The sequence below is a fragment of the Streptosporangium sp. NPDC005286 genome, from assembly GCF_040607515.1.
Taxonomy (GTDB): Bacteria; Actinomycetota; Actinomycetes; order Streptosporangiales; family Streptosporangiaceae; genus Streptosporangium.
In genome coordinates this window covers 27,454-30,478 of the sequence record NZ_JBEXGU010000115.1, presented here as the reverse complement: position 1 = coordinate 30,478, position 3,025 = coordinate 27,454, and the positions used below count along the sequence as shown (strand labels likewise).

The 3,025-nt window shown below is 68.4% G+C and carries 4 protein-coding genes; 2 read left to right on the top strand and 2 right to left on the bottom strand.

Going from position 1 to position 3,025, the window contains the following annotated elements; translation table 11 throughout:
• Nucleotides 1-36: 36 nt before the first annotated feature.
• Nucleotides 37-231 carry a CsbD family protein gene (locus ABZU75_RS31970; protein ID WP_355562302.1) on the bottom strand — a complete coding sequence of 65 codons (195 nt, stop codon included), beginning with the start codon at nt 229-231 and terminating at the stop codon, nt 37-39.
• 482 nt (nt 232-713) lie between these two features.
• Here ABZU75_RS31970 and ABZU75_RS31965 point away from each other — a divergent pair, with 482 nt between their 5' ends.
• Entirely contained in the window at nt 714-1,292 is a 579-nt protein-coding gene (locus ABZU75_RS31965; protein WP_355562299.1) for an ATP-dependent Clp protease proteolytic subunit, read from the top strand.
• Between the two features lie 224 nt (nt 1,293-1,516).
• Here the strand turns inward: ABZU75_RS31965 and ABZU75_RS31960 are convergent, their stop codons facing one another.
• Complete coding sequence (locus ABZU75_RS31960) at nt 1,517-2,242, bottom strand: DUF2470 domain-containing protein (protein WP_355562296.1); 726 nt, start codon at nt 2,240-2,242, stop codon at nt 1,517-1,519.
• 88 nt (nt 2,243-2,330) lie between these two features.
• Between ABZU75_RS31960 and rpsD the strand changes: the two genes are divergently transcribed.
• Nucleotides 2,331-2,945, top strand: coding sequence for a 30S ribosomal protein S4 (rpsD, locus tag ABZU75_RS31955; protein WP_350920454.1), 615 nt, complete (start codon nt 2,331-2,333; stop codon nt 2,943-2,945).
• Nucleotides 2,946-3,025 lie beyond the last annotated feature (80 nt).

Sequence of the window (3,025 nt, the reverse complement as noted above, 5' to 3'; positions counted from 1 at the left end):
GGAAGGCCGGGACCCCCGCTGCGGGGTGGTCGTGAGTCAGCTCTTGAAGGCGTCCTTGACCTTCTTCGCGCTGTCCTTCGCCTTCTCTCCGGCCTGCTTGAGGCGGCTTCCGGCCTGCTCGTCCTTGCCCCTGGCCGCAAGGCGCTCGTCGCCGGTGGCTCGGCCCACGCCTTCCTTGACCTTGCCCTTGGCCTCTTTCGCCTTGTTGGAAAGCTTGTCGTCGGCACCCATGGTGTAGTTCCTCCCGTTTTGTGGAGTTTGGTCCACGCAGTCCCCTTCTCCGCTGGGGGAGGGAGTAAACATGCCCGGTCCCGGACCCGGCCGGACTCGGCGCCGATCGGCCGGTGGCAACGCCTCTGTGGCACGGGCAGGCCATCGGAATCCGGTCCAGGGCGTACCGCGCCGGACGCCGTGGCACGGGTCTGACGGAAGGGGCGGAGACGGTGTGGTGGGCATCACGTGTGGCGGGATCGCCCCCGCCGCCGTACCTCTGGACCAGGAGGTTTCTTCCGCCTTCGGGTGTCGCGCGACGAGGGTGAAACACCCATCCTCACGAGTGAAACCGTCGTCTCCGGCGTGAAAACGAAATGACCGATCCTCCGCTTTCAGCGGAAAGCGCTCACAGCGAACGAACGGAAATCATGCTTCCGGGCGGGGCTAAGGTCACGGGTATTCGTTATTCGCAAACCTCGGGTTCGGAGTAGGTGGAGAACATGAGCGGTCCCCAGATCGTCCCCGAAGACCAGTTGTACCAGCGGCTGCTGCGCAAGCGGATCGTCGTGCTCGGCAGCGAGGTGAACGACGAGGTCGCCAACCGGATCTGCGGGGAGCTGCTCCTGCTCTCCGCCGACGACGAACAGCGCGACATCTGGCTCTACATCAACTCACCCGGCGGTTCGGTGTCGGCGGGCATGGCCATCTACGACGTGATGCAGTACATCCCCAACGACGTCGCCACCGTGGCCATGGGCATCGCCGGATCGATGGGGCAGTTCCTGCTCTGTTCGGGTGCGCCCGGCAAGCGTTACGTCCTGCCGCACGCCAGAGTGATCATGCACCAGCCCTCGGGAGGCCTGGGCGGCACGGCCGCCGACATCGCCATCCAGGCCGAGCAGATGCTCTACACCAAGCAGATGATGCGCGAGCGGATCGCCTTCCACACCGGCCAGCCACTGGAGCGGATCGAGGAGGACTGGGACCGCGACCGCTGGTTCACCGCCACCGAGGCCAGGGACTACGGTTTCGTCGACCAGGTCATCAGGAACACCAGCGAGGTGGTGTCCGAGAACTGATATTCCGTTCCCGAGGCGATTTTCGCTCGGGATGGTTTTCGCGGAGAGCGACCCTGCTCTCGGCGCGGTTTCGCCTGGAATAGCGCGGCTCTGTTTCCGGCCGCTGCCGGAAACGGAGCCACGGGGTAAAGCGGCGTCGGTCGTTCTCCGGCACTTCCTCCGCTCTTCCCCGGCCGTTCGGCCGGACTTTTCCAGCCGCTGCCCGGACGCACTCGGCCGCTCCGTCAGCGGTGGCAGAGCAGGCAGCGTACGGCGTGCTCGAGAGACTCGGCGTCGGTCATGGGCGAGGGCCAGGGGAGCCGGATCAGGGTCGGGTCCTCGACGCCGCAGCGGACCGTCGCCCCGAAGCGGTCGAGCTCCCAGAGCCAGGCCCCCGGCACCGGCTCGGCGAGCAGGGAGCCCAGGGCGGCTTCCAGTTGCCTGCGATGGGCACCGTTGACGTGGTGGAGCATGCGCTCGGCCTCGCCCATCAGCGGGTCGGGGGCGGCGCCGAGATACTCCTCGGCGTCCAGCACACCCGACTCGGGGCCGGTCAGATAGATCACCCTGCCGACGTCGACCCGTAGCAGCCTGGGGCCGTCCGTTCCCTCCAGCACCTCGAACAGCGCCTCGTCGGGGCAGCGCTCGGCGATCGCCACAGCGGTCCGCCGCACCTCGGCCACCGGTACGGCCTGCGCCCACCCCTGCACCTTGAGCAGGCCGCGCGAGAGCTCGTGCTCCCCCAGCGAGCGGTTCGACGTCAGGTCCACCGTCACCACGGGCTCGTCCCGGGCGCCATAGAGCGGGTCGCCCGGCAGGACGAGCAGCACCGGCCGGCCGGCGCCGTCCACACCACCTCTGGCGGGCATCGCGGGGCTGGTGCCTCCGGCGATGGACACGTGGGTGGGAGTGGCGCCGGCGGCGAGGGTGCGGACCCGCTCGGGGATCGGCGGAGCGGTGACTGGCTGCATGGACCGGCTCTCCTTGAGGTCGGGGAGAAACTGCTGTATAAGATTAGCCTTGCCTAACTAAGGTAAACCTAACCACAGAGGAGCGAGCGTGCGCTACACCGGACCGAAGGTGCGCCTGTCCCGCCGGGCGGGCGTGCCGCTGACCCGCAAGGCCGTCCGATACTTCGAGGAGCGCCCCTACCCGCCGGGTGAGCACGGTCGCAAGACCAACCGGCGGCAGACCGGTGACTACGGGCTGCGATTGATGGAGAAGCAGAAGCTGCGCTGGTACTACGACGTCTCCGAGCGCCAGATGCGTCGCTACTGGGACCTGGCGCTGCGCGGCGGTGGCCGTGCGGGCGCCGAGCTGGTGGTGCTGCTGGAGACGCGCCTGGCCTCCCTGGTGCTACGTTCAGGCCTCGCCCCGTCCATCTACGCGGCCCGCCAGTACGTCGCCCACGGTCACATCACCGTGGACGGCCGCAAGGTCGACATTCCCAGCTACCTGGTCAGGCCGGGCCAGGTCGTCGCGGTGCGCGAGAAGTCACGCCGGATGCAACCCTTCGTCGCCGCCTCCGAGGGCGTGTACGCGGACGAGAGGGTCGCCGCCTATCTCGGCGTCGACCACGCCGAGCTCCGCTTCACCCTGCTGAGCCGCCCGCTGCGCGAGCAGGTCGTGGTCCCGGTGGACGAACAGCTCGTGGTGGAGTTCTACTCGCGCTGACCTGACGCCTGTCAGCGGCGCCGGCCCGCCGCCTTCCGGGTGGCGGGCTTTTTCGCGCCGTTGCCTCCCGCGCCGTTGCT

Excerpts from the sequence above, each read along its gene's own strand:
- ABZU75_RS31960 (WP_355562296.1), bottom strand. The coding sequence starts at position 2,242 with ATGCAGCCAGTCACCGCTCCGCCGATCCCCGAGCGGGTCCGCACCCTC.
- ABZU75_RS31970 (WP_355562302.1), bottom strand. The coding sequence starts at position 231 with ATGGGTGCCGACGACAAGCTTTCCAACAAGGCGAAAGAGGCCAAGGGC.
- ABZU75_RS31965 (WP_355562299.1), top strand. The coding sequence starts at position 714 with ATGAGCGGTCCCCAGATCGTCCCCGAAGACCAGTTGTACCAGCGGCTG.